The 20,964-nt window shown below is 69.8% G+C and carries 16 protein-coding genes; 9 read left to right on the plus strand and 7 right to left on the minus strand.

Annotated features, from left to right (window positions below):
- Positions 1–56: 56 nt before the first annotated feature.
- Together BSY19_RS19375 and BSY19_RS19380 are read right to left on the minus strand one after the other, a co-directional pair.
- On the minus strand, positions 57–1,460 hold the full coding sequence (locus BSY19_RS19375; RefSeq protein WP_083247706.1) for a type VI secretion system protein TssA: 1,404 nt from the start codon (positions 1,458–1,460) through the stop codon (positions 57–59).
- Positions 1,461–1,530: 70 nt separating this feature from the next.
- Positions 1,531–2,082 carry an OmpA family protein gene (locus BSY19_RS19380; RefSeq protein ID WP_069055564.1) on the minus strand — a complete coding sequence of 184 codons (552 nt, stop codon included), beginning with the start codon at positions 2,080–2,082 and terminating at the stop codon, positions 1,531–1,533.
- 116 nt (positions 2,083–2,198) lie between these two features.
- Between BSY19_RS19380 and BSY19_RS19385 the strand changes: the two genes are divergently transcribed.
- From BSY19_RS19385 to tagH, 3 genes are read left to right on the plus strand one after another with little or no spacing between them, the layout of a single operon-like run.
- A complete protein-coding gene (locus BSY19_RS19385; protein ID WP_069055565.1) occupies positions 2,199–4,052 on the plus strand; it encodes a type VI secretion system Vgr family protein in 1,854 nt (617 codons plus the stop codon).
- Positions 4,053–4,058: 6 nt separating this feature from the next.
- Positions 4,059–4,613, plus strand: coding sequence for a DUF6931 family protein (locus tag BSY19_RS19390; protein WP_069055566.1), 555 nt, complete (start codon positions 4,059–4,061; stop codon positions 4,611–4,613).
- 54 nt (positions 4,614–4,667) lie between these two features.
- Positions 4,668–6,050 carry a type VI secretion system-associated FHA domain protein TagH gene (gene tagH / locus BSY19_RS19395; RefSeq protein WP_069055567.1) on the plus strand — a complete coding sequence of 461 codons (1,383 nt, stop codon included), beginning with the start codon at positions 4,668–4,670 and terminating at the stop codon, positions 6,048–6,050.
- A gap of 115 nt (positions 6,051–6,165) precedes the next feature.
- Here tagH and BSY19_RS19400 read toward each other — a convergent pair whose 3' ends face one another.
- Positions 6,166–6,525 (minus strand): RidA family protein, encoded by a 360-nt coding sequence (locus tag BSY19_RS19400; protein ID WP_069055568.1) that lies wholly within the window; start codon positions 6,523–6,525, stop codon positions 6,166–6,168.
- A gap of 74 nt (positions 6,526–6,599) precedes the next feature.
- The gene (locus BSY19_RS27090; protein WP_083247707.1) at positions 6,600–7,100 is read right to left on the minus strand and encodes a PAAR domain-containing protein; all 501 of its coding nucleotides are present in this window, start codon (positions 7,098–7,100) and stop codon (positions 6,600–6,602) included.
- A 178-nt stretch (positions 7,101–7,278) separates the two neighbouring features.
- Between BSY19_RS27090 and tssK the strand changes: the two genes are divergently transcribed.
- From tssK to BSY19_RS28190, 6 genes are read left to right on the plus strand one after another with little or no spacing between them, the layout of a single operon-like run.
- Positions 7,279–8,616, plus strand: a complete 1,338-nt coding sequence (gene tssK / locus BSY19_RS19410; RefSeq protein ID WP_069055569.1) for a type VI secretion system baseplate subunit TssK — start codon at positions 7,279–7,281, stop codon at positions 8,614–8,616.
- Positions 8,613–10,046 carry a type VI secretion system protein TssL, long form gene (tssL, locus tag BSY19_RS19415; protein ID WP_069055570.1) on the plus strand — a complete coding sequence of 478 codons (1,434 nt, stop codon included), beginning with the start codon at positions 8,613–8,615 and terminating at the stop codon, positions 10,044–10,046. The genes tssK and tssL overlap by 4 nt, the downstream gene beginning before the upstream one ends.
- A 15-nt stretch (positions 10,047–10,061) precedes the next feature.
- Positions 10,062–13,673 carry a type VI secretion system membrane subunit TssM gene (gene tssM / locus BSY19_RS19420; protein ID WP_069055571.1) on the plus strand — a complete coding sequence of 1,204 codons (3,612 nt, stop codon included), beginning with the start codon at positions 10,062–10,064 and terminating at the stop codon, positions 13,671–13,673.
- Between the two features lie 4 nt (positions 13,674–13,677).
- Entirely contained in the window at positions 13,678–14,385 is a 708-nt protein-coding gene (gene tagF, locus BSY19_RS19425) for a type VI secretion system-associated protein TagF (RefSeq protein ID WP_069055572.1), read from the plus strand.
- Positions 14,382–15,191 carry a PP2C family protein-serine/threonine phosphatase gene (locus BSY19_RS19430; protein ID WP_069055573.1) on the plus strand — a complete coding sequence of 270 codons (810 nt, stop codon included), beginning with the start codon at positions 14,382–14,384 and terminating at the stop codon, positions 15,189–15,191. Before tagF ends, BSY19_RS19430 begins: the two co-directional genes overlap by 4 nt.
- Complete coding sequence (locus tag BSY19_RS28190) at positions 15,188–17,275, plus strand: serine/threonine-protein kinase (RefSeq protein WP_069055574.1); 2,088 nt, start codon at positions 15,188–15,190, stop codon at positions 17,273–17,275. Before BSY19_RS19430 ends, BSY19_RS28190 begins: the two co-directional genes overlap by 4 nt.
- A 20-nt stretch (positions 17,276–17,295) precedes the next feature.
- Here the strand turns inward: BSY19_RS28190 and BSY19_RS19440 are convergent, their stop codons facing one another.
- The 3 genes from BSY19_RS19440 to BSY19_RS19450 all read right to left on the minus strand — a co-directional run bounded on the left by BSY19_RS19440 (position 17,296) and on the right by BSY19_RS19450 (position 20,921).
- Complete coding sequence (locus BSY19_RS19440; RefSeq protein WP_069055575.1) at positions 17,296–17,577, minus strand: hypothetical protein; 282 nt, start codon at positions 17,575–17,577, stop codon at positions 17,296–17,298.
- Between the two features lie 47 nt (positions 17,578–17,624).
- Complete coding sequence (locus BSY19_RS19445; protein ID WP_069055576.1) at positions 17,625–19,244, minus strand: transglycosylase SLT domain-containing protein; 1,620 nt, start codon at positions 19,242–19,244, stop codon at positions 17,625–17,627.
- 120 nt (positions 19,245–19,364) lie between these two features.
- Entirely contained in the window at positions 19,365–20,921 is a 1,557-nt protein-coding gene (locus tag BSY19_RS19450) for a class I SAM-dependent methyltransferase (RefSeq protein ID WP_069055577.1), read from the minus strand.
- Positions 20,922–20,964 lie beyond the last annotated feature (43 nt).

Here is a 20,964-nt window from a genome sequence, read left to right on the forward strand (position 1 = left end):
TATCGATATAGTCGCGCGAGCCCCGCAACCGGTTCAAGCGAATAAAACAGAAAGCGCTAGTTCTCCGCCTCAGGCATCGCCGCCACCTCCGGCAGGATGCTGCCGAGCAACGCCAGGAAATCCTGCTGCGCCAGCGCGCAGGCCTTGTCCATCAGCAGGGGCGTCGGATGTGACGGCTCGACCTGGCGGTAGAAGGCCGCCACCGCCCGCATCCCCGCCACCGCGTCGGCGCGGCTGGCGACATACAGGGGCGGCGGCTCGGCCGGCGAGGCCGCTCCGGCCACCTCTCCGTCGTCCTCGCCGTCGCCGAGCGCCTCGGCTTCCTCGAAGGTCTCCTCCTCCGACGTGTCGTAGGAGGTCTCTTCATAACCACCGTCGTCCGCAGGCCCCTCCGGGGCCCCCAGGCGTTCGAGCGGCAGCCGGAACCGGGTCCGGTCGCCGATCTCGAGCACGGCCTGGCCGACATGCTCCGGAAACATGATCTGAATGACCTCGATCAAGGACTTGCCGATCAGTTGCTGCGCCTGGCCGATCAGGAGGACCGCCGGGCTGGAAGGTTCCATGCGGCGAAAGTAGCCGAGGCAGGCCGCCAGCGTATCCTTCACTTGAAGGATGTTGCCGCAGGCCCCTGGCGCGACAGTGGAATGGCCTGCCGGAGCGGCCTCCCCCGGCGCCGGACCCGCCACCGCCTGGTGGCCGGGAACGCGCCGCGCCACCGCCGCATCGAGAAAGGCGACGATCTGATCGACGAGCGCAGAGAGGCGCGGAAAGCTAAGCGCATGATCGGCACCCACCTTTTCCAGCCAGATCGCACGGATGCCCGCGAGCGCTTCCTTGATCGCGCCAACCCGCGCGAGCGCGGCGGTCAGGTCGTCGATGTCGAGATCGCCCAGCGCCGCCTGGATCATGCCCTGGTCGGGATGCTGCTCGCCCTCGACCAGCTTGGTCTCGCCCGTGGCGACGAGCTGGCTGCGGAAGGCGAAGGGGCCGAGCCGCCGGCTTGTGAAAAGCGGCGCATGCTGCAGCGGCAGAACCACGGTCGGCAGTTCGTCGAGGCTCTGCAGCGCGACCTCGCGCATGACGAAATCGCCGTCCATGGCGCGCGGATGCACCGCCTCCCACTGCTGCGCGAGGAGCGTTGCGATGGTCGTTAGGCAATCCGCGAAGCCCGGCACGTCGCGGTTGAGGATCGCGAGCTTGCCGCCCAGCACCAGCGCCCTGAGGTCGCGCGAGCGGTTCAGCAGCTTGCCGAGATCGGAAAAGGCGGCGGGAAACTCGATGCTGCTGCGGTCGAACGCAACCTGCCTCCCGTCATCGTCGCGGCGGAAATACTGCGCCGGCAGCGCGACCTCGAGCCGCGCCGTGACGTTCATGAAGTCGGTATCGTCCTCGAGGTCCGGCCCGCAGGGATCGTCGTCGGAGATCGCCTTCGCGAACTCAGCGAAATTCAAAGACGCCATCGCCCTCACCGGTTACGCAGGTGGCGGCTCGGCCGCCGGGTGGCTTGCGGGAGGGGCTCCCCAGCCCCGCTCATTCCGTCCGAAGCCGGGTCTCGACCCGGCGGTTCTCGCCGGCGAAGGGGTCGGCCACGACCGGCTTGGTCTGGCCGTAACCGCGCGCCTCGAGCTTGGCCGTGTCGACGCCGCGCTCGCGCAGATAGCGCACCACCGCCTGGGCCCGTCGCTCCGAGAGGTCGAGATTGTACGAGGGCGTGCCGGTCGCATCCGTATGGCCCTCGACGACGAAGCGGCTGGCGCCGAGCTGCGGCGTCTTCAGCGCCTTGGCGAATTCGTCGAGATTGACCCGCGCATCGGGCTCCAGAACGTCGGAATTGTACTTGAAGCGCACCACGAGATCGAAGGCCGCCGCCGCAGCGGGCTTCACCGCATGGCCCGCCTTGTTGCAGTCGGCCTCGGTTCCGATGCACAGCCCGCGGGTCGCGCTGACGGGCGGCGGCGCCGGGTTGAAATGCTTGACGATGTCGTCCGCCTTGTAGGTCTGCGCCTGCGCGACCAGCGAATGGGCCCCGTAAAGACAGGCGGCGAGGACGGCGATGGCTGTAATCGCGGGTTGCTTGCGCATGGTCCCCCTCCCGTTTAGCTTCGCGCGTGCGGTCGAAGATTGACGGCGCACACCATGACTCGCGCCATCCGCCACGTCAATAATAAAATAGCATCTAGAACCACGGGGTTTCGTTGATGAACGCCGATCTTCGACAGCTGAAAAGAACCGCGTCGTTTACGACGCCTTTGGGTCAAGATGTCTTTACACTGACACAGTTCGAAGCCTCTGAGGGCTTGAGCGAACTCTTTACTTTTCAGGTTGAGGCCAGAAGCACAACTGAAAACGCCGATCTGCAGAGCATCATGAGCCAGAAATGCTCCATCACGATGACGCTCAAGGATGGCAGCGAGCGGATCTTCAACGGAACGCTGGTCGATGCGCAGTGGGTCGGCAAGGAGCAGGACCTGCATCAGTACCGGTTCACGCTGCGCCCCTGGCTCTGGCTCCTGTCCCAGCGGGCTGACTGCCGCATCTTCAAGAACAAGACCGCCATCGAGATCATCAAGCAGATCTTCGCAAAGGAAGAGAGTGCGAGTTTCGAGGACCGCACCAGCGACCGGCTCAACCCGATCGACTACTGCGTGCAGTATCGCGAAACCGATCTCGATTTCGTCCTGCGGCTGATGGAACAGTACGGAATCTACTACTATTTCAAGCATGTCGACGGCGACCACAAGCTGGTGCTCTCGGATGCACGCTCCTCGCACGACCCCGTTCAGGCGGCGGCCCAGCCGACCTTCGCAGGTGCCGGCACAGCCTATCCGGTGATGCCGCCGAGCAGCCGGATGCCGCGCCACATCGAACACGTGACGCACTGGTCGACGATGCGGCGGCTGCGCACCGGCAAGATCGAGCTGAGGGACTATGACTTCCAGCAATCGGGCTCCGACCTCACGGCGCAGGCCGAGGCCGGCTTCGACAAGGCCAAGGCCTACGAGGCCTATGACTACCCCCGCAGCTACATCAAGCGCGACGAGGGCGAGCATTTCGCCCGCGTCAGGGCCCAGGCCGAGCAGGCGCCCGACGACCGGCGCCACGCCGCCGGCGATGCGCCGAGCCTGTTCCCCGGCGCCCTGATGACGCTCTCGGCCCATGCCACGGCGTCGGAGAACACCGAGTACCTCGTCGTGCGCTGCCGTCACGCCTTCAGCGGCCAGAGCTACCGCTCGGGCGGCGGCGACGACACCCACTACAGCGGCTCCTACGAGCTCCAGAAGAGCGACCGCCGCTTCCGCGCCCCGCTCCTGACGCCGCGGCCCACCGTGTACGGACCGCACACCGCCAAGGTGGTCGGCGAGCGCAACCAAGGCGAGGAAGGCGACATCGACGTCGACGAGTTCGGCCGGATCTATCTGCGCTTCCACTGGGACCGCGAGGACGGCTCGACCTCCTGCCGCACCCGCGTGGCGCAGATGTGGTCGGGCAAGAACTGGGGCGGACAGGTCATCCCGCGCATCGGCCAGGAGGTCGTCGTCGAATTCCTTGAGGGCAATCCGGACCTGCCGCTGGTGACCGGGACGGTCGTCAACGACCAGCACAAGCCGCCCTACAACCTGCCTGACAACAAGACCCAGTCCGGGCTGAAATCGGAATCGACCGACGGCGCCGGCTTCGCCGACTGCTACAACGAGATCAAGTTCGAGGACCGCTTCCGTGAGGAGGTTTTCAGCATCCAGGCGGAAAAGGACTTCAAGGCCCTGATCAAGAGCAAGGAGACGCGCGAGATCGGGCCCGCTTACAGCGACGGTGGCTACTCGCGCGAAACCACGCTCAAGAGCGGCGACGACAAGCTCACCATCGAGCAGGGCAAGCTCGACATCGAGGCCCAGACCGAGATCAACCTCAAGGTCGGCCAGAGCACGATCAAGATGCTGCCCACGAGCATCGAGATCTCCTCGCCGACGATCACGATCAAGAGCGTGGCCAAGACCGAGGTGCTGAGCGACGCCACGGTGATCGTCAACGGCGCCCTCGTGAAGATCAACTGAGCATCGATGACGCGTCTGCGCTTCAGCACCGCCCGGGAGGTGTTCGAGACCTTCCCCTCCGCCGGCAAGGTCATCGCGACGAAGCCGGCGGCCGAGCATCCGCTGGCTTTTCTCAGGCGCCTCGCGCAGGGGCCGGCCCCGGCCGAGGCGATCTCCTACTGTGCCTATGTGCTGCCCCGCCGCGAGGCCGTCTGGTGGGCGGCACAGTCCCTGCGCGCGATGCTCCCGCCCGGCGCCGCACCCGATGACGGGCTCGCGGCGGCCGAGGCCTGGGTCCGCGATCCGCGCGACGAGACCCGGCGCGCGGCTCTCGCCGTGGCCGATACCGCCGATCCGGCGCAAGCCGGCACCTGGGTCGCCTTCGCGGCCGGCTACTCCGGCGGCAGCATGGTCGAGGGGCACGCCGTGCCCTGCCCGCCGGACCTCACCGCCAAGATGGCGCGCATCGCCGTCCTTACCGCGCTCGGCCAAAGGAGCGGCCGCGATCACAAGGCCGCATTGCGCAATTGTGTCGAAGCATGCATTCGATTGGCCGATGACGACGGCAAGCCCGCCTCCTGAGCACCGCCCGCGCGAGACGGCGGCCGCCTCCGCGCCGCGCCCGGATTCCCCGCCATGCCCCTGACGCTGACGATCGAGAACGAGACCGCCCTGCCTGATGGCGGCCCGCTGACTGTCACCCTCACCGGCAGCCGGGGGCTCGACATCGGGCGCGACCAGCATCTCGACTGGTGCCTGCCGGACCCGACCCGCGCCATTTCGGGCCGCCACTGCGAGGTGCGCTTCCGCGATGGTGACTACTGGCTGCGCGACGTCTCGACCAACGGCACCTATGCCAACGGCTCCAGCCAGCGCGTGCAGTCGCCCTATCGCCTGCAGCATGGCGACCGGCTCGAGATCGGCCATTACGTCATCGCCGTCGCCATCGACGAGGGCACCCGCGCCGAACCCGAGGACACCCCGGTGCAGGCGCCCGCTCCCGATCCGGATTCGCTCTGGTCGGCCAGCGGCGACGTCGCGCCGCCGATCCCGCGCCGGGACCTGCTGCCGCCGAGCCGGCACCGCCCCGTCCATGACGGCTTCATCGACTGGGCGGCGGACATTCCGGCACCCGCCGCCGCGCCCGCACCTGCTCCGCCGCCCCCGGTCGCGCCCCTGCCGTCGGGAGACGATTTTGCCTGGGCGCCCTATCAGGCGCCGCCGGCCGCGTCCGAGCTGCCGCAGGCCCCGATCCCGACGCCGCGGCGCCCCCTGACCGCCGACCTGCCGCCGGGCGATCCCTGGAGCGACGCGGCCGCCCAGCCCACCCCGCCGATTTCGCCCCTGCCGCCGCTCGAGCCGCCGCCTCCCGCTGCCGCGCCCTTCGCAGCGGCCGCACCGCCGTCTCCCGCCATGGCACCGGCCGGCATGCCCGCGATCTCGGCGGCCGAATTCGTCCAGCGCTTCGCCAAGGGGGCGGGCCTGTCGACCGGCGACCTCGCCTGGCAGGACCCCGGCGCCTTCGCCGAGCAGCTCGGCGGGCTGATGCGCCTCGTCGCAGTCGAGCTGAAGCAGCTGCTCGCGGCCCGCGCCGAGAGCAAGCGCATCGCGCGCAGCGCCAACCAGACCATGATCCAGGCGCAGGACAACAACCCGCTGAAATTCTCGCCGACGGTGGACGATGCGCTGCAGCTCATCTTCGGCCGGCCCAAGAGCGGCTATCTCAGCGCGCAGAAGGCCTTCGACGAGAGCTTCAAGGACCTGAAGGCCCACCAGATCAAGACCTACTCGGCCATGCAGCACGCGCTGCGCATGCTGGTCGAGGATCTCGATCCCCAGGCGATCGCCGAGAGCACGGCTCAGGAGCGCGGCCTCGATTCCCTGCTCGGTTCGCGCAAGGCCAAGATGTGGGACGCCTATGTCGCCCGCTGGGACGCCAAGACCGCGCCTTATGAGGACGGACTGGTCGACGCCTTCATGCTCTATTTCGCCGAGTGCTACGACCGCGGCGGGAAGTAGCTGCGGCCTCTCTCGTCATTACGAGCGAAGCGAAGCAATCCAGAGGACGTCGAACTCGACAGCTCCTGGGTGGCTGTCGCTCCGCTCCTCGCAATGACGGCAGAGCAAACACGAATCAGGCGGCTTTCTTCGCCGCCACCGCCGTGATCTCGATGTCGTGGCCGGGCGAGGCGAGCTTCGCCTCGACGGTGGCGCGCGCCGGCGCGGTGCCCTTCGGCACCCAGGCGTCCCAGACCTCGTTCATCTCGGCGATCTTCGCGATGTCGGTGAGGAAGATCTGGACGCTCAGGATGCGGCTTTTGTCGCTGCCGGCGGCCTCCAGCGTCTCCTCCAGCAGCGCCAGGACCTCGGTGGTCTGCTCGCCGAGCGATCGGCCTTCGGTCTTTTCGGCGACATGGCCGGCGAGGAAGACGATGCCGTTGAAGATCGCGGCATCGCACCAGCGCTGCGTCACTCCGATGCGGTCGATGGTCATGGTCGGTATCCTCGGACTGGAGTGGGGCGCGATAAGCCGCGCGCCGCCCCTCCTAGCCGAGGCGCAGCCGCCCGTCAGCCGCCGATGATCACCGTCGTCATCCCCATCGTGATCTTGTTGGGCGGCCCGACCGCCTCGATGATCGTATCGCCCACCCGGCAGGCCGCGAGCGCGTTGATCAGCACGGTCTTCGACCCGTCGACCACAACGCCGGGACCATGCGGCGGTGCCGGCAGCAGCGTCAGGCAGTTGTGGATGTCGGCCCCGGCCGCAGCCCCCGTGATCATCGAGCCCATGCCGGCCGCAGCCGTCGCCTTGGCGGTTTCCTCGGCCGTCTTCGCGGCCGGCGCGCCGGGTGTCCCCGAGGCGGCGGTCGCGGCCGCTTCCGCGGTTGCAATGGCGGCGTCGGATATCTTTCGCGCCGCTTGAATCGCGGCGGCCGCCGCTGCGGAAACACCGCGCCAGGCCGGCATTCCGCCGATCAGGACATTGGGGCTTCCCGGCCCCGGCTGGAGCACGCCCGGCAGGGGATGGGCCACCATATCGAGAACGCGGGCAGCGGGACCTTTCGGCATCGGGGGCTCCTCTCGGCCTTCATGTCAGCGACTCTGCTGGACTGCCGGGAAACGCGCAACCGCGCATCCTTCAAGTCAATGACGGCAGGGCCTTCGCGCCGCCCTAGCATTCGCTTGGTGACGCTTGTCGGCGACCTGTATAAGGTCCCCGGCATGCCCTTGAGTGAGCGAGAGCCGGATGTCGTGGTACAGCAAGGTCGTCTGGTCGGAAGGGCTGTTCCTCAGGCCGCACCACTTCCAGCAGAGCGACCGGTATCTTGAGAATCTGCTGGAAAACCGCGTCCGGCACGTCACCCCTTACCCGTGGGGATTCTCGGTGCTGGAGATCGACCGCGACCTCGCCCAGCAGAGCCGCATCGGCCTGCGCCGCGCCGTCGGCGTGATGCCGGACGGCACGCCCTTCGCGATGCCCGACAACAGCCCCCTGCCCGCCGCCATCGAGGTGCCGGAGAATGCCGCCGGCCAGATCGTCTGGCTCTCCCTGCCGCTGGCCTCCCCCAATACCCGCGAGGTCGAGGACGCGCTGAGCGGCAGCGCCAGCCGCTATGTCCCGGCCACCGAGATGCTGATCGATTCCACCGCCTCGCTGCGCATCGAGGAGGAGATCGACGTCGCCCATCCGCGCCTGAGCCTGGAGCTGCGCAAGACGGCGAAGGCCGGCTATGTCGGGCTGGCGCTCGGTCGCGTCCTCGAGGTGCGCGATCGCGCCATCCTGTTCGACGAGAAATTCGCCCCGCCCGTCCTGATTTGCTCAGCCTATCCAGTGATCGAGGGCTGGCTCGACCGGGTGATCGGCTGGATCGACAACAAGCTCGAGGAACTCGCCCGCTACGCCGCAGACCCGACGGCCGGCGGCGGCCTGCAGAGCGCCGACTATTTCATGCTGCAGCTGCTGAACCGGCAGATCCCGCAGCTGCGCCATCTGCGCCAGTCGCGCTACGTCCATCCCGAGCGGCTGTTCGAGACCTTCCTGGGGCTGGCGGGCGAACTCGCGACCTTCACCACCGCCGAGCGCCGCGCCCGCGATTATCCGGCCTACGATCATGACGATCTGGAGGCCTGTTTCACGCCACTGGTGCGCGACATCCAGGACTTCCTTTCCGCCAATCTCGGCCGCCGCGCCATCCGGCTCGAGATCACCGAGCGCGCGCCCAACGCCTTCATGTCGACGATCCGCGACCGCAGCCTGGTCCGCAACGCGACGCTGGTTCTGGAGGTCGCGGCACGCCGCCCCCTCACCGAGATCCAGGCCCAGTTCCCGCAGCTCTTCAAGGTCGGCCCCAACACCAAGATGAACGAGATCGTCCATGCCCATCTGCCGGGCATCAGCCTCGTCCATCTGCCGACGCCGCCGCCGCAGATCCGCGCGCTGACCGACCACGTCTATTTCTATCTCGACCGGACCTCGCCGCTCTGGCCGGAATTCTCGACCGCGAGCTCGATCGGGATGCATTTCTCCGGTGACTGGCCCGATCTCGAACTGGAGCTCTGGGCCGTGCTCGAGGGACGGCGATGAGCGATCCCGGTTCGCCGTCCGATCCGTTCGGCCGTTCCGACCGGACCATCATCAGGCCGAACCCGGCCGGACGCCGCGCCCCCCTGCCCTCCCGCCCGGCGCAAGCCACGCCGGCGGCGCCCAGCCCCTATGCCCCGCCCGCGACCGCCTCGCCCGGCGTTCCCGGCGGCAGCGACGACTGGATTTCGGCCGCCCAGCCGGCCCCGCCGCGGCCGGCGCCGCCGCCCGGCCCCGCCGCCGGGCCGCTGCCGGGCCGCGGCCAGCTCCTGACGCCCAACGCCAACCCGCTGCTGCGCGCCGCGTCGCCCCTCCTCCTGCTGCTCGGCCGGCTGCGCTCGCAGCTCAGCAGCGCGCCTCCCGCACAGCTGCTCGGCCAGGTCACGGAGACGATCGAGGCCTTCGAGCACGAGGTGCGCGCCGCGGGCGCCTCGGCCGAGCAGACGCGCACCGCCAAATACGTCCTCTGCGCGGCCGCCGACGACATCGTCCAGAACATCCCCGGCGAGGACCGGCATGTCTGGACCCAGTACAGCATGCTCTCGAAGTTCTTTGGCGAGCGGGTCGGCGGCGTGCGCTTCTTCGAGGAACTCGACCGCGCCAAGGCCGACCCATCCGTCAATTACGACCTGCTCGAACTGATGCATGCCTGCCTGGCGCTGGGCTTCCAGGGCATCCACCGCACCTCCGCCGGCGGGGCCGCCAATCTCCAGATGATCCAGCGCAACCTGTTCGAGACGCTGCGCCGGGTGAAGCAGCCCGACCCCGAACTCTCGCCGCGCTGGCGCGGGCAGGCCGTCGCCTCGCAGGTGGCGCGCTTCAAGGTTCCGGTCTGGTCGGTCGCGGCGCTCGCCGGCGTCGCGGTGCTCGGCCTCTATTTCGTGTTCCGCTTCCTGCTCTCGGGGAATGCGGAGGCGGCCGCCACCGCCATGCTCTCGGTCCATCCCAAGGGCGAGCTCGGCATCGTGCGCAAGGTGTTCTCGGCCCCGCCGCCGCCGGTGCCGCCGCCGCCCGTGCCGCCCAAGGTCTGCGGCGCGGTCCAGCCGCCGATCGTCTGCCAGGTCACGCCCAACGTCATCATCGTCCGGCTCGTCGACATCACCCTGTTCGAGCCCGGCCAGGCGGCCGTGCGCGACGAGTTCAAGCCCCTGATCGAGCGGATTGCCAGCGTGCTGGAGACAGAGGGAGGCGCTGTCAAGGTGCTCGGCCATACCGATAACGTGCCGATCCGCACCGCCCGCTTCGCCTCCAACCTGCAGCTCTCCCAGGCCCGCGCCAAGGCCGTCGGCGACCTGCTGCAGACCAAGCTGAGCAAGCCCGACCGCATCACCGTCGAGGGCAAGGGCGCCGATGCCCCGATCGCCGACAATGCCAGCCGCGAGGGGCGTGCCAAGAACCGGCGCGTCGAAATCGTGATCCAGCGGCAGGGCTGAGGAGGGCGCCAGCGCATGAACCTCGCCACCTGGCTCCGGATCGCCGCCATTACCGTCGGGACGCTGGCGCTCGGCCTGCTCGTCTGGTTCGGCGCGCCCTTCGTCGCCATCGGCGAGGTCCGCCCGTTCGACTCCGTCTGGGTGCGGCTGCCGATCGTCCTGCTGATGGCGCTCGGCGCGCTGGCCTGGATCGCGCTGATCGTGATCCGCCGGCGCCGCGCCACCGCCGCGCTCACCGAGGCGCTGGAACAGCAGCAGGAGGCTACCGGCGACGGCGCCGCGCTGTCGGCCTCGATGCGCGACGCGCTGGCGACGCTGCGGCGCGCCCGCGGCAAGGATGGCGGCGACTATCTCTACGACCTGCCCTGGTACGTCATCATCGGCCCGCCCGGCGCCGGCAAGACCACCGCGCTGGTCAATTCCGGGCTGAAATTCCCCCTCGCCCGCGGTGGCGCGGCGCCGGCCGCGATCGCCGGCGTCGGCGGCACCCGCTATTGCGACTGGTGGTTTTCCGAGGAGGCCGTGCTGATCGACACGGCCGGCCGCTACACCACGCAGGACACCGACGCGAAGGCCGAGAAGGCCAGCTGGCTTGCCTTCCTCGACCTGCTCAAGACCCATCGCCCGCGCCAGCCGATCAATGGCGTCATGGTGGCGATCAGCGTCGAGGATCTGCTGACGTCGAGCCCCGAGGAAATCGCCGCCCATGCTGACGCGATCCGCAACCGGCTGCTGGAGCTGAACGAGCGGCTCAAGGTCGATTTCCCGGTCTATGCCGTCTTCACCAAGGCCGACCTGATCGCCGGCTTCAACGAGTATTTCGGCGGCCTTTCCGAGCCGCAGCGCCGGATGGTCTGGGGCCACACCTTCCAGACCGGCGACAAGACCCGCAACATGATCGGCGACGTCGCGCCCGAATACGACGCGCTGATCGAGCGGCTGAACGAGCGCCTCCCCGACCGGCTGCAGGACGAGGCCAACCCGACCGCGCGCGCCCAGATCTTCGGCTTCCCAAGCCAGATGGCGACGCTGAAGCGCTCGATCACGGATTTTCTCGGCCGCGTCTTCGAACCGACGCGCTACCACGCCAATGCGACGCTGCGCGGCTTCTATTTCACCTCCGGAACGCAGGAGGGCACGCCGATCGACCAGCTGATCGGCGCGCTCTCGCGCAATTTCGGCAGCAGCCACGCCAGCGCCGGCGCCTATTCCGGCCGCGGCAAGAGCTATTTCCTGACCGACCTGATCCAGAAGGTCATCATCGGCGAGGCCGGCTGGGTCTCGACCGATCTCGGCGCGGCCCGCCGCGCCACCCTGCTGCGGGCCGCCGGCTTCGCCACCGTGGCGCTCGTCTCGCTCGCCGCGCTCGGCCTGTGGTGGACGAGCTTCTCGCGCAACAGCGACCTGATCACCGCGACCAATTACGGCCTGTCGGATTACCGCGCCAGCGCCGCCCCGGTCCTGCAGGAGACGACGATCTCCGAGCGCAATTTCAGCCGCGTCCTGCCGCTGCTGCACAAGCTGCGGCACCTGCCGGCGGGCTACGCCACCCGCGAGGAGCCGACGCCGACCGCCGCCACCTTCGGGCTCAGCCAGCGTGCCCGCCTGCAGAACGCGGCCGAACTGACCTACCAGCAGGCGCTCGAGCGGATGCTGCGCTCGCGCATCATCTTCCGGCTGGAGGAGCAGCTCGAGGCCAACCAGACCAATCCCGGCTTCGTCTACGAGGCGCTCAAGGTCTACATGATGGTCGGCGGCCAGGCGAAGCTCGACCGCGACCTCGTCATCGCCTGGATGCGGCTGGACTGGGCCGAGAACCTCTTCCCCGGCGCCGCCAACGCCAAGGGTCGCGAGGCGCTGGAGGAGCATCTGGTCGCGATGCTCGATCTCGACGACGGCGAGGCCGAGCCGCTGGTCAAGCTCAACCAGTCGCTGATCGAGAACAGCCAGCGCACGCTGCGCCGCCTCAGCATCGCGGAACGCGCCTATGAGCTCTTGCGCACCCAGGCCCGCTCGCAGAGCCAGAAGGACTGGGTCGCGGCCCGTCGCGGCGGCTCGGATGTCCGCCTGGCTTTCGAAGGCGTCGGCGGCGAAGACCTCGACGCGGTCCGCGTGCCCTATTTCTACACCTATGACGGCTTCCAGAACGCCTTCGTCGACCGCCTCGGCGACATCGGCGACCGCATCGAGAAGGAGCGCTGGGTGCTGGGCGAGAATGTCGACCAGCAGGCGATCATCTCGCAATACGCCACGCTCTTCCAGGACCTGCTCAAGCTCTACAGCCGCGATTTCGTCGCCTCCTGGCAGCGCACCCTGGCCCGGCTCAAGCTGCGCCCGCTCAACGCCGACAAGCCGCAATATGTCGCGCTCAGCGCCATGGCGGCGCCGACCTCACCCTTCAAGCAGATCCTCGAATCCGTCCGCGACGAGACGCAGCTCACCAAGGAGCGCGCCTCGCCGCGCAAGGCGGCCGCAGCGGCCGCGACCGATGTTCTGGAGAAGCGCGCCAGCGAGGCGCTGAGCCGGCTGGGCGCCAACCTCCCGCTCAGCGCGCCCGGCGTCGAGCGCGTGCTCGGCGGCGGCGGCAACGAGGCGCTCGGCGCCGATATCGAGGCCCAGTTCAAGCCCTTCCATGTCCTGGTCGAGGGCGAACTCGGCCGCCGCCCGGTCGACCAGCTCCTGCAGGTCCTCTCCGAGATCAACCAGAACCTCGCCACCGCCGCGACCAACCCGGCCCAGGCGGCGGCGGCCAACGCCGCGCTGGTGCCGCTGATCGCGACGCTGCGCGCCAATTCCTCGCGCTACCCCGCACCCTTCGGCGCCATGGTCGTCTCGGCCGTCAACGACTTCGAGGGCGATGCGACCGGCGCCACCGTCGCCCTGCTGCGCCAGGCGCTGGGCGACCAGGTCAGCCGCGTCTGCACGGAAATCCTGACCAACCGCTATCCCTTCGTGAAGGGCAGCGCGCGCGACGTGCCGCTGGCCGACTTCGCCCGCCTGTTCGCGCCCGGCGGCATCATGGACAAGTTCTACAAGGATCGGCTCGAACCCTATGTCGACAGCTCCAAGGCGCAGTGGAGCTGGCGCGCCGACAGCCGCGTCGCCCGCTCGCTCTCCGCGACGACGCTGCGCGAGTTCCAGCGCGCCAGCGAGATCCGGGAAGCCTTCTTCCCGACCGGCGGCAACCTGCCCTCCTTCCAGATGATCGTGGTGCCGACCGCGCTCTCGGCGGATGCCGCCAATGCCAAGCTCGAGATCAACGGCTTCACCGTCACGAGCCAGCAGGGCGTCAACACGCCCGCCCCGGTGATGTGGCCGGGCGCCGGCATCGGCCGCACCGCGATCACGCTGACGCTGGGCGGGGCGAGCGGCGGCGTCTTCGGCGGCGGCTTCTTCTCCTCGGGGCCGAGCGCGCCATCCGGCGAAATCAAGCTGTTCGAGCGCGACGGCGTCTGGTCCTTCTTCCGCCTGCTCGACACCGGCTCTGTGCTGCGCCAGGGCGACAATGTCGGGCTGACGCTGGCGGCGGGCGGGCGCCAGGTCGGCTACCAGTTCGGCGTCGGCTCGCTGAAGAACCCGCTGATCCTGCCCGCCCTGCGGGAGATCCGCTGCCCGTCGGGGATCTGAGGCGATGAGCTGCGGCCTGTTCGGGAAGCTGCCGGCCAAGCGCGACTTCATCGCGCTGAACGCGCCGGCGGCCTTCCTCAAGGTCTACGAGGCCTGGCTCCAGGGCGGGCTGACCGCGAGCCGCCTCGCGCTGGCCGGACGCTGGCAGGAGGCCTTCCTGAACGCGCCGATCTGGCGCTTCTGGATCGGCCAGGGCCTGTGCGGGCAGGCCGTCGCGGGGGCCTTCATGCCCTCGGTCGACGGTGTCGGCCGCTACTTTCCGCTGACCGTCTTCGCCCTGGCGCAGCCCGGCGGCGCGATCCCGCATCCGGAGCTCGACCCGCAGGACGCCTGGTATGCCGGGATCGAGGACTTCCTGCTGCAGGCCCTCGATCCGGGGGCGAGCTTCGAGGCCGTCTCGGAGCAGCTGGCGCGGCTTTCCGCACCCAATGACGCGCTGCTCGCGCCGCCGCCGCAGGACATGGTGCGCCTCTCGGACGGCACCATCGTCACCGCGCTCGATGCGGCCGGCTTTCCCGCCCGGCTCGCCGCCCTGCGGGTCGAGGATCACGCCCGCGCCTATGCCCATTCGACCTGCTTCTGGACCGTCGGCGGCGAGAATTTCGAGCCGCTCGCTTTGGTCGGACACGGGCTGCCCGACCCCTATCTCTTCGCCGGCCTGCTGACCGGCCATTTCGATGCGTTCCTCGAACCGGGGCGGGCCGTGTCATGAGCGATCTCAGCCAGAATCCGAGCCAGACCGCATCGGCCTTCGAGACCGGCGCCGTCAGCCATGTCGGCCGGATCCGCAGCGCCAACGAGGACAATCTCGTCGTCCGGCCCGAATTCGGCATCTGGGCGGTCGCCGACGGCATGGGCGGTCATGAGAACGGCGCGCTCGCCAGCGCCACGGTGGCCGCCGCGATCGAGAGCATCGGCAAGACCCAGTCGGCGCCCGACCTGCTGGCCCGGCTGGAGAATGGCGTGCTGGACGCCAATGCGACGCTGCGCCGCCACATCGCGGAGGGCAACGGCGCGGCAATGGGCTCGACGCTGGCGGTCCTGCTCGTCCACGAGCGTCACTTCGCCTGCGTCTGGTGTGGCGACAGCCGGATCTACCTCATCCGCGCCGGCCAGATCCTGCAGATCTCGCGCGACCACACCGAGGTCCAGGAACTGGTCGAGCGCGGCGTGATGACCGCCGCGGAAGCCAGGCTCTCGCCGCGACGCCATGTCATCACCCGCGCGATCGGCGTCCACGACGTGCCCGAACTCGACCTCGACAGCGGCGAGATCGAGGATGGCGACGTCTTCGTGCTCTGCTCCGACGGCCTGACCGAGCATGTCGCGGAGGCCGAGATCCTGGAAGCGGCCGAGGAGAGGGGCGCGCAGCAGGCCTGCAACGCCCTGCTGCAGCTCACCCTGCAGCGCGGAGCGCGCGACAACGTTACGGTGATCATCATGCGCTATAGCCGCAGGGACGACCGGACGACCCGGTGGATGCCGAACAGGCGCATGCAGGAGACCGACACGCCATGAGCGACTCCGAGCGCACCGTCTTCGCGCCCCGCGCCGGCGCCGTCTCCGTCGGGACCACCCTGAACGGCATCTACGAGGTCGAGCGGCTGATCGGGGTCGGCGGCATGGGCGAGGTCTACAAGGGCCGCGCCATCCAGACCGGCGATGCGGTGGCGATCAAGATGATCCGCCCGGAACTCGCGCGCGACGAGGCGGCGCTCGCCCTGTTCCGGCGCGAGGCCGCCGCGCTGCACAACCTCTACAACGAAGCCATCGTCCGCTATTACGTCTTCACCATCGATCCGGGCACGCAGTCGCCCTATCTGGCGATGGAGTTCGTCGACGGCCAGCCGCTCTCGGAGCGCATCAAGCAGGCGCCGCTGAGCCTCGACGAGGTCGATGTGCTGCGCCGGCGCATCGGACCGGGCCTCCACGCCGCCCATCTGCTGGGCATCGTCCACCGCGACGTCTCGCCGGACAACATCATCCTGCCCGGCGGCAGCATCGCGCGCGCCAAGATCATCGATTTCGGCATCGCCCGCTCCAGCATCCTGGGCGAAGGCACGGTCATCGGCTCGGGCTTCGCCGGCAAGTACAACTACGTCTCGCCCGAGCAGCTCGGGCTCTATGGCGGCGACGTCACCGGCCGCTCCGACATGTACAGCTTCGGCCTCGTCCTCGCCGAAGCGATGACCGGCAAGCCGCTCGACATGGGCGGCAGCCAGGTCCAGATCCTCGAGAAGCGCCGTCGCCTGCCCGACCTCTCGGGCATCGACGCCCGCATCCGCCCGCTCCTGGCCCGCATGCTCGCCGCCGACCCGGCCGAGCGCTTCGCCGACATGTCGGAGGTCGCCGCCTGGCAGCCGCAGGCGCCGGCCGCCGCGGCGGCGGCAGGCAAGTCGCCGCTGCGCGCCGTCGCCGGCATCGCCGCGCTCGCCCTGCTCGCGGGCGGCGGCTTCTATGGCTGGACCCTGCTGAACGACGAGCCGCCGCGCGGCAGCGCCCCGCCTCCGGCTCTCAACGAGACCCGCAGCGACCCGCCGGCCCAGGCCCAGACCCCGGCCCAGACACCCAACCCGGCGCAGGCCCAGAACCGCGTGCCGGAACTGGTCGAGCCACCCGCCGTACCGACACCCGCCGTGGTGGCCCAGCCGCCGGCGACCCAGCCTCCCGCCATCGCCGCGCCGGCGCTGCCCGAGCCGCCGGCCGCCGCGGCCGCACCGCCACAGCCCCAGCCACAACCGCAACCGCAGCCGACGCAGCCCTCCCCGCCGCGACCCGAGCCGCAGACCGCCGTCGTCGCCCCGCCGCCGGTCGCGGCCCCGACCCGGCCCGATCCGCGCATGCCGCAGCCGACCGTGGCCGAGCCGGCGCGCCCGCCGGCGACGCCGGCCGTGCCGCCTTCCGCGCAACCGCGCCCGGAGACACCGCCCGCAGCGCCGGGGCGCAGCGACCCAGCCCAGGTCGCGGTCGCTCAGCCGCCCCGCCCGCCGATCGAACGCGTGCAGCGCTACATCGCGACCTATGACGGCGGCCCTTGCTTCTTCCTCTGGCCGACCGAGCTGACCGCGACGCGCGCGGTGCTGGAGGGTTTCGGCAACCGCACCGAGCCCTTCGTCGCCTTCGACAGCGCCTTCAAGGCGGCGCAGGGCTTCGAGGCGCAGATCCATCTGCGGCCGATCACGGCGGCGCAATGCCCGATGGCGGACTTCCTGCGCGCGCTCGGGGACAACATCGACCGCACCCCGCGGCTCCAGATCAACGCCTTCAACATGAAGAGCGGCGAGGTGCTGAGCGGGACCATCGACAATGACGGCGGCCGCAACGTCGCGGTCGTGCTGATCGGCGACGACGGGCTGGTCTACAATCTCGGTAGCTATCTGCGCCGCGACGGACGGCGCGCCACCTTCAACCTCAAGCTGGAATCGGCGGGAGGCGGACCGCGGCCCCAGACCGTCCTGACCTTCGTCAGCACGGCGCCGTTGCCGGCGCTCTCGGGCCCCAACCCCACCCCGTCGACGGACTTCTTCGCCAGCCTGAAGCAGGACGTCCTGCGCCAGGGCGAACCGCTCGGGCTGGGCGTGCGCTATTTCCGGATCGACTGAGCGATCGCCGATCCGCCCGCTCAGTCGGCCTCGCGGTAGAGCACGCCCCAATCGTCCTGCCAGAGCCCCTGCGGATCCGCGACGACGATCGGCGCCCGGATCTCGTTGGCGAGCCGCACCGCGGCGCGGAAAGCCTCGACCGGCGGCATCGGGTCGCTCAGGAAGTCGTTGACGAGATGCCCGCCCGCCAGTTCGGCCGGGCAGGCGATCTGGCCATGGGTCTCGCCGTCGCCGGCGCTCAGACTGAGCGTGATCGCGTCCGGCTGCGGTTCGTCCACCTGCTCGAAACGGTTGGCCGCCATGATCCTGGTCTCCTCTGCGGTCCGGGCGGGCGGCATGCCACGCCCGTCTACTTCTTCGCGCGCTCGGCCTGCTGGGGCGCGGCGGGGCGCACCGTCTTGTAGCGGTCGAGCCTGACCTTGATCATCTCGTTGAACTTGCGGTGGACCTCGGAGACCGACAGCGTCTTGGTCTCGCCGCCGGCATCCGCATAGAAGATCGGCCGGTTCGCCTGGGCCGGCCGCGGCAGCAGCTCCGCCGCCTTGACGTCGGGGGTTTCCTCCATCGTCTCGATGAAGGTCTGGGCGGCGTCGGGCCCGAGGAAATGGATCAGGTAGATCTCGCCGCCGGTGAGATGGCGGCCCATGGCCTTCTCCAGCCGCAGCGTGTCGCGCTTCAGCATCTCGCCGGCCAGCAGCGCCGAGAGATAGGGCTCGCGCCTGAGATCGAGGATGCGCTGGCGTTCGGCCGCATCGGCGACGACGAACTGGCGGCCATTGCGCCCGATCAGCTTCGCCTCCGCCGCCAGACCGTGCTTCGTTCCGAATTCGCTGACGACGCCGAGCCAGGTCTGCTCGATGAACTGGTAGAGGCCGGTGGCCGAGGATGTCTTGGCCTGAACCGAGGTCGAGAACGACGATTCCTTGTCCGCCACCGCCATCAGCAGCGTCGGATCCGCACCCACCACCTTGCCGGCACGCACGATCGTCTCGACGAGATGCCGCCGGATCCGGATCGGCCCGAAGGTCAGCAACTGCTCGGGGTCGCCGCCGGTCGTGATCGGCGCCTGCGGAATCCGCGAGCGCGGGCCCGGCGCCGCCTGGCCCGGGGGCAGCTTCGGCGGCACCAGCAGGATGTTGGACGGCGGCTGCGTCAGTGGCACGACCGGGATCTCCGGCGGGCCGTCCGCCTGCTCCTTGATCGCCGCCAGGCTGGGATCGGCCCTGAGCGCGAACTCGGTCGCCTCGCGCGCCGCCTCCAGATCGCTCTCGACCGAGGACAGGATCAGCGAGGGACGCGCCGCCGTCTGCAGCGCGGGCGCGCTGGCGACCGCGACCGTCTCGGGATCGCGCGGCGCCTCCGGCTGCCGCAGCTTGACGAGCGCGACGCCGAGCACGGCCACCGCGAGGCAGGCGATGCCGGCCGTCAGCGCGATCATCGTCGCCCGGCCGGAGCCTCCCGCGCCGGACACAGGCGCCATCGCGGCACGGGACGGCGCCGCACCCTCCGCCCCGGCAGCGGTCGAAGCCGGCCCGGGCGAAACCGGGGCCGTCGGCGCCGCCTCGCCGGCCACGCGCCGGCGCAGCACCACGAACCAGTCGGCCCCCTGGGCCTCCAGCGCCGCGAGGTCGCTCACCAGCCGCCGCGCGGTCAGCGCCGGCACACCCGCCTCGCGCTCGACGGCGCCCGCCGCCGCCTTCGGGCCCTGCTCGGCGCTGACCCGCAGCGTGAAGAACCAGAGCTGCAGCGGCGTGCGGCGGCTGTCGAGCGCGGTGCCGGCTCCGGGCTGGACCAGGTAGTTGCAATGCTCGCAGGCGAAGGCGCGCAGCTTGACCCGGGGCTGAAAATGGCTCGGACGGCCGCAGGCGGCGCAGGTCAGCTGCGTGCCGCCATGACGCGCGCGCATCAGCGCGTCGAGGCAGGCCTCCTCGGGAAACACGGCCTGGAACTGCTTGAAGCGTTCACCCATCGGCCCTCACCCGGCCGGCCCTCCGCCTCGGCCGCAGCGCCGGCGAACGGTTGCCGACCCAGTCTGCCGCTGCGTCAGCATAGGCACCGGTGCTGGCGGCGACAATCGCCGTCGCGCCGCTCAAGGATAGAGCAGGCCGAGCCGCGCCACATCCTTCAGATGCATGGCCACCTGCTCCGCCGTCGCACGCCGCGGCACATCCGCGACATCGGCTCCCGAGGCATGGATCTCGTCGAGGAACGCGTTGAGATCGGCCAGCAGCATCTCAGGCGTCCGCGAACCATCGAGCAGAGTGACGAATTTTCGCCCGACGATCCCGTCCAGCCCCACCGTGCGATGGCGCAGATTGGCGACCTCCCGCGAGGTCTGCGCCTGCCAGCGCGCCACCATGCTGGCGCACGGCCGCTCGGCCACCGCCGTCGTCAGCGGCGGCGGCTCCAGCTTGATGTCGAGCAGCCCGGCCTTGAAGATGGCGATCAGCGCCTCCTCGAGACGGGCGACCTGCCCGGCCCGATCCGGCTCGAGCGCCGCGCCGACATCGGCCACCGCCTGGCTGACGAGCGTGTCGAAGGCGATGCTGCCGGGCCAGGCCTGGCTCAGGCGCCGCAGCGCCGCCTTGCACATATGGAGGTCGACGGAGAGCCGCACGCCCCCCTCGAATTCGAACCGGTCGATGCCCGGCCTGCCCTCCTCGCCCTCGCCCGGCTCGACCAGCGTCGCATGCGCGGCAACATGGTAGGGCGCGAGCGAACCCGGGCCGATGACGCGCCGCAGCGGGATTCCGTCGCGGCAGAGCAGCGTCTCGCGGAAGGCGCGGCCGATCAGCAGGTCGACCGTCTGTTCCCTCAAGACCCCCTGCTCGGCGGGAATGGTCGCGAGCATCGCCTGGGCCGGGCCCTTCGCCGCCGCGAACATGTTGGGAAAGGAGGCTTCGGCCAGGAACTGCAGCCCGTGCCGTTGCGCCGCGTCGAGCACCTCATGCAGCGCGAAGGGCCGCGCAATCGGGTTGAGATCGTCGTGGTAGAGGACGTTGTCGGGCGTATCCGCCAACTGGGTCAGGCGCTGCCGCAGAGCCGCCCCGTGGAAGGTCTCGCCGTCGCTCGCCGCGGCGAAGGCCGCGAGCGCGGCACGCGCCACGCGCACCCGCTCGGTCGGCTCGGTGACGTCGCGCGTGGCGTAGAGCATCACGTCGCGGGCGAGATCACGCAGGCGGCAGCCCGGCAGCGCGTTGTAGCTGACATAGGCGATGCCCTGCGGCGCCAGCAATCCGCCGATGAGGGCCATGATCGCCTCGCGGACCGCATCCGGCACCCAGGAGTAGACCCCATGGACGAGGATGTAGTCGAAGCTGCCGAGCTCCGGCCCGACCGCGAGGATGTCACGATGGTGGAAGACGACATTCTCCAGGCCGAGCTCCGCCGTCGCCCGCTTCGCCTCCGCGATCGCGCTGCCGCTGAGATCGATGCCGACGAAGCGGCTCTCGCGGTGCTGCGCGGCCATCGGGATCAGGTTGCCGCCGCGGCCGCAGCCCAGCTCCAGAACCCGCATCGCATGCGACGGCGCCGCCTGCATGCCGTGGAAATGCGCAATCGTCGCCAGCCTGGCCGGATGCGTCTGCTCGAAGGCGTGGCCTGGATAGGCGACCGCGTCATAGGGATTGGTCGCCATGTCGTTCATGCCCGCCGCCTGTTCCCGGACGCCGCCTTGCCTGGAGCCGCAT

This window comes from Bosea sp. RAC05, from assembly GCF_001713455.1.
GTDB lineage: Bacteria > Pseudomonadota > Alphaproteobacteria > Rhizobiales > Beijerinckiaceae > Allobosea.

Coding starts and splice junctions, on each gene's coding strand:
- BSY19_RS19450 (WP_069055577.1), bottom strand. CDS start 20,921: ATGAACGACATGGCGACCAATCCCTATGACGCGGTCGCCTATCCAGGC.
- BSY19_RS28190 (WP_069055574.1), top strand. CDS start 15,188: ATGAGCGACTCCGAGCGCACCGTCTTCGCGCCCCGCGCCGGCGCCGTC.
- BSY19_RS27090 (WP_083247707.1), bottom strand. CDS start 7,100: ATGCCGAAAGGTCCCGCTGCCCGCGTTCTCGATATGGTGGCCCATCCC.
- BSY19_RS19380 (WP_069055564.1), bottom strand. CDS start 2,082: ATGCGCAAGCAACCCGCGATTACAGCCATCGCCGTCCTCGCCGCCTGT.
- BSY19_RS19430 (WP_069055573.1), top strand. CDS start 14,382: ATGAGCGATCTCAGCCAGAATCCGAGCCAGACCGCATCGGCCTTCGAG.
- tssK (WP_069055569.1), top strand. CDS start 7,279: ATGTCGTGGTACAGCAAGGTCGTCTGGTCGGAAGGGCTGTTCCTCAGG.
- BSY19_RS19385 (WP_069055565.1), top strand. CDS start 2,199: ATGAACGCCGATCTTCGACAGCTGAAAAGAACCGCGTCGTTTACGACG.
- tssM (WP_069055571.1), top strand. CDS start 10,062: ATGAACCTCGCCACCTGGCTCCGGATCGCCGCCATTACCGTCGGGACG.
- tssL (WP_069055570.1), top strand. CDS start 8,613: ATGAGCGATCCCGGTTCGCCGTCCGATCCGTTCGGCCGTTCCGACCGG.
- BSY19_RS19375 (WP_083247706.1), bottom strand. CDS start 1,460: ATGGCGTCTTTGAATTTCGCTGAGTTCGCGAAGGCGATCTCCGACGAC.
- BSY19_RS19390 (WP_069055566.1), top strand. CDS start 4,059: ATGACGCGTCTGCGCTTCAGCACCGCCCGGGAGGTGTTCGAGACCTTC.
- tagF (WP_069055572.1), top strand. CDS start 13,678: ATGAGCTGCGGCCTGTTCGGGAAGCTGCCGGCCAAGCGCGACTTCATC.
- tagH (WP_069055567.1), top strand. CDS start 4,668: ATGCCCCTGACGCTGACGATCGAGAACGAGACCGCCCTGCCTGATGGC.
- BSY19_RS19400 (WP_069055568.1), bottom strand. CDS start 6,525: ATGACCATCGACCGCATCGGAGTGACGCAGCGCTGGTGCGATGCCGCG.
- BSY19_RS19445 (WP_069055576.1), bottom strand. CDS start 19,244: ATGGGTGAACGCTTCAAGCAGTTCCAGGCCGTGTTTCCCGAGGAGGCC.
- BSY19_RS19440 (WP_069055575.1), bottom strand. CDS start 17,577: ATGGCGGCCAACCGTTTCGAGCAGGTGGACGAACCGCAGCCGGACGCG.